The following is a 3,890-nucleotide window of genomic DNA, read 5'->3' as shown; positions in this document are numbered from 1 at the left end:
CGCCTGGTGGATCGCGAAGCCCATGCGGTCCAGGGTGGCGAGGATGGCCGCGAACAGCCCGTCCCGGTCGGGCGAATGCACGAAGACTTCCATGGCGTCGGCATCGTCGGCGATGCGGCGCGCACGCACGCGCGTTTCGCCTGCCGACGCACCGCGGATCGCATGCGTCTGCCAGGCGAGTTGTTCGGGGCGGAAGCGCAGGAAGCTTTCTTCGGGCATGGTGGTGAACAGCGCATCAGCCTGCGCCGCGGACAGGCCCTGCAGTTCCAGCATGGCGCGCACGCTGCCGCGCGCCTCGTCCAGGCGTTCATCCACCGCCACCGGATTCTCCAGGCCTTCGCGCAGCACGCGGCGCGCGGCGAAGTACAGGTCGGCGAGCAGGCGGTCCTTCCACGCATTCCACAGCTTCGGGCTGGTGCCGGCGATGTCGGCGCAGGTCAGCAGGTAAAGATAGTCGAGGCGCTCGCGGTCCTCGACGAGCGCGGCGAAGGCGTGGATCACGTCCGCATCGGAGATGTCCTGCTTCTGCGCCGTCACCGACATGCGCAGGTGCTGCTCCACCAGCCACGCCACCAGGGCGGTGTCTGACTCGCTGAGCCCGTGGGCGGAACAGAATTCGCGCGCATCCACCGCGCCCAGTTCCGAATGGTCGCCGCCACGGCCCTTGGCGATGTCGTGGAACAGGCCGGCCAGCAGCAGCAACTCGGGTTTGCGCAGGCGCGGCCAGACCTCGTGCGCGATCGAGAAGCGCTCGTCAGCGCGACCCGCGGCGAAGGCGGCGATGTTCCGCAACACCATCAGCGTGTGCTGGTCGACGGTGTAGACATGGAACAGGTCGAACTGCATGCGTCCGGACACGCGCGCGAACGCGGGAATCCATTGCCCCAGCACGCCGAGGCGCGCCATGCGGGTGAGCGTTTCCATCGCTCGCGGACCACGCAGCAACGCCATGAATGCATCGCGCTGTTCCTTGCCGGCGGCGGGATACGCCGAAAGCTTCGGAAGCGACTCCGCCAGCGCGCGCGCCGTGCGCGAATGCAGCCCGCGTACCTGCGGATGGGCGGCCCACACCGCGAACAGCGCGAACACCTGGCCGACATCGTTCGCCGGCCAGGCGCCTTCACGTGCGGCCAGGTAGCCGCGACGGAGAGCGAACTGCCCGTCCAGCGGCTCGGGCAGCGCCTCGCCGTCGAACTGCTCCTCGAAGCGTTGCAGCAGGCGGTCGCTGATGCGGCGCACGATGGCCGCGCTGCGGTAGAAGCCCTGCATCATCTTCTCGACGCCGAGGCTTTCCTCGTCGTCGGCGAACCCGAGCCGCTGCGCCAGCGTCTTCTGGTAATCGAACCGCAGGCGCTCCTCCGGCCGGTTCGCCACCCGGTGCAGGCCATAGCGCAGGCGCCCCAGCGCGCGGCGTTCGCGCGCCAGCGCCGCGGCTTCGTCCGGGCCCAGATGCCCCAGTCCCACCAGCGCCTCGAGATCGCGCACACCGAACGTGCGCAGCGCCATCCAGCCGAGGGTGTGCAGGTCGCGCAGGCCGCCCGGGCCTTCCTTGATGTTGGGCTCCAGGTTGTCGGAGGTGTCGCCGAACCGCGCGTGGCGGATGCGCAGTTCCTCGCGCTTGGCGACGAAGAAATCCCGCGGTGGCCAGACCCGGGCCGGGCCGATGGCATCGATCAGCAGCCCTTCGTCGACAGGCTCGCCGACGATCAGGCGCTCCTCGATGAGCGCGGTCAGCACGCTCTGGTCGGCGGCGGCCGCAGCCGTGCATTCGCCCGCCGAGCGCACGCTGTGGCTGATCGGCAGTCCGGCGTCCCACAACAGCGCAAACAGGCGCGCCACGGCGCCGTGATGCGCCTGCTGCACGTGGGGCGCCGCCAGGACCAGCACGTCGACGTCCGAATGCGGAAACAGCTCGCCCCGGCCATAGCCTCCCACCGCGAACAACGCCATCGGCGCCTCCGGCGGAATGCAGCGCAGCCACGCATCCTTCAGCAGGTGATCGACCGCCCGCGCACGCAGCGCGAGGATGCGGTCCATACCGTCGTCCTGGTCGAAGCGCTTGTCCAGCCGGGCATCGGTATGGCCCAGCGACGCGCGTGCCGCCGCCGACCAGGCCGCGTCATCGGCAACGCCCGGGCCGATGTCCGGCAGCCGCGTCGCCTGTCCGTTCGCGGCTGTCGGGGTACTCACAGGTCGTTGTCGTCGCCCGGCACGCGGGTCAGGATCTCGACGCCATCCTCGGTCACCGCCACGGTATGTTCCCACTGCGCCGAAAGCTTGCGGTCCTTGGTCACCACGGTCCAGCCGTCCGGCAGCACGCGGGTATGGCGCGCACCCTCGTTGATCATCGGCTCGATGGTGAAGGTCATGCCCGGCTTCAACACCACGCCCTCGCCCGGGCGGCCGTAGTGCAGCACCTGCGGCTCGTCGTGGTAGACCTTGCCGATGCCGTGGCCGCAGTACTCGCGCACCACGCTGAAGCGCTCGGATTCCGCGTACTGCTGGATCGCGTGGCCCACATCGCCCAGGGTGGCGCCCGGCTTCACCGCGCGGATGCCGCGGAACATGGCCTCGCGGGTCACGTCCACCAGGCGCCTGGCCATCACCGACGGCGTGCCCACGATGTACATGCGGCTGGTATCGCCGTGCCAGCCATCCTTGATGACGGTGACGTCGATGTTGACGATGTCGCCGTCCTTCAGCACTTTCCCCTCGCTGGGGATGCCATGGCAGATGACGTTGTTGACCGAGGTGCAGACCGTCGCCGGGAAGCCCTTGTAGCCCACGTTGGCGGGAATCGCCTGCTGCACGTTGACGATGTGATCGTGGCAGATGCGGTCCAGTTCCGCGGTGGTCACGCCCGGCTTCACATGCGGGGCGACCACCTGCAGCACCTCGGCGGCGAGGCGGCCGGCGATGCGCATCTGGGCGAGGTCTTCGGGGGTCTTGAGCTGGATGGCCATTGGCCGATTATCCCCCATTTGGCGCGCGGGCTGAACGGCTCGGGCCACCAGCGCCCTCCCCGCGACTCCACCCGGTTTGCCGCCACCGGGCGAACCCCGCTATACTCCCGCGGCTTCGCGTCCTGGCCTGCCCGGCCGGACCGCCCACGTCGGGCGACACCGACGAATCCACACCTGCTGCCTCAACCCGTGCCGGGGTGCCCTTCGCTGGAGGGTTCGGACACGGATGCCGCAGGGAGGCCCAACCCCGGAACCCCGCCCTCACGGGCACCGCCTTCCTTTGCCTGGCGGTGGGTTCCTTATCAGGAGTCATGCAATGCCCCAAGTCACCATGCGCCAGATGCTGGAAGCCGGCGTCCATTTCGGCCACCAGACCCGCTACTGGAACCCCAAGATGGCGCCGTACATCTTCGGTGCCCGCGGCAAGATCCACATCATCAACCTCGAGAAGACCGTTCCGCTGTTCAACGACGCGATGAACTTCATCTCGGGCGTCGCGCAGAAGCGCGGCACCATCCTTTTCCTGGGCACCAAGCGCAGCGCGCGCGAAGCGGTGAAGGAAGAAGCCGAGCGTTGCGGCATGCCGTTCATGACCCAGCGCTGGCTGGGTGGCACGCTGACCAACTTCGCCACCGTGAAGAAGTCGGTCGCCCGCCTGAAGGAACTGGAAGCCGCCGAAACCGATGGCACCTTCGAGAAGCTGGTCAAGCACGAAGTGCTGGGCCTGCGCCGCGAGCGCGAGAAGCTGCTGGCCTCGCTGGGCGGCATCAAGGAAATGAACCGCCTGCCGGACGCCCTGTTCGTCATCGACATCGGCCATGAAGACATCGCCATCAAGGAAGCCAAGAAGCTCGGCATCCCGGTGATCGCGGTGGTCGACTCGAACTACGACCCGGCCCTGGTCGACTACGCCATCCCGGGCAACGA

Annotated in this window: 3 protein-coding genes; 1 reads left to right on the top strand and 2 read right to left on the bottom strand. The window is 68.5% G+C overall.

Going from position 1 to position 3,890, the window contains the following annotated elements:
- On the bottom strand, positions 1 to 2,151 hold a 2,151-nt coding region (gene glnD, locus AC04L7_RS14005), incomplete at its 3' end, for a [protein-PII] uridylyltransferase (protein WP_475513232.1).
- A 35-nt stretch (positions 2,152 to 2,186) separates the two neighbouring features.
- Positions 2,187 to 2,963, bottom strand: coding sequence for a type I methionyl aminopeptidase (map, locus tag AC04L7_RS14000; RefSeq protein ID WP_296280397.1), 777 nt, complete (start codon positions 2,961 to 2,963; stop codon positions 2,187 to 2,189).
- Between the two features lie 316 nt (positions 2,964 to 3,279).
- On the opposite strand from map, the gene rpsB reads away from it, so the two are divergent.
- A partial coding sequence (gene rpsB, locus AC04L7_RS13995) for a 30S ribosomal protein S2 (RefSeq protein WP_475513231.1) occupies positions 3,280 to 3,890 on the top strand: 611 nt, incomplete at its 3' end.

This window comes from Pseudoxanthomonas sp. LjRoot204_2, assembly GCF_056175765.1.
The sequence above is the reverse complement of the archived record's forward strand: the minus strand, read 5'-3'. Positions and strand labels throughout refer to the sequence as shown.

Excerpts from the sequence above, each read along its gene's own strand:
- map (WP_296280397.1), bottom strand. The coding sequence starts at position 2,963 with ATGGCCATCCAGCTCAAGACCCCCGAAGACCTCGCCCAGATGCGCATC.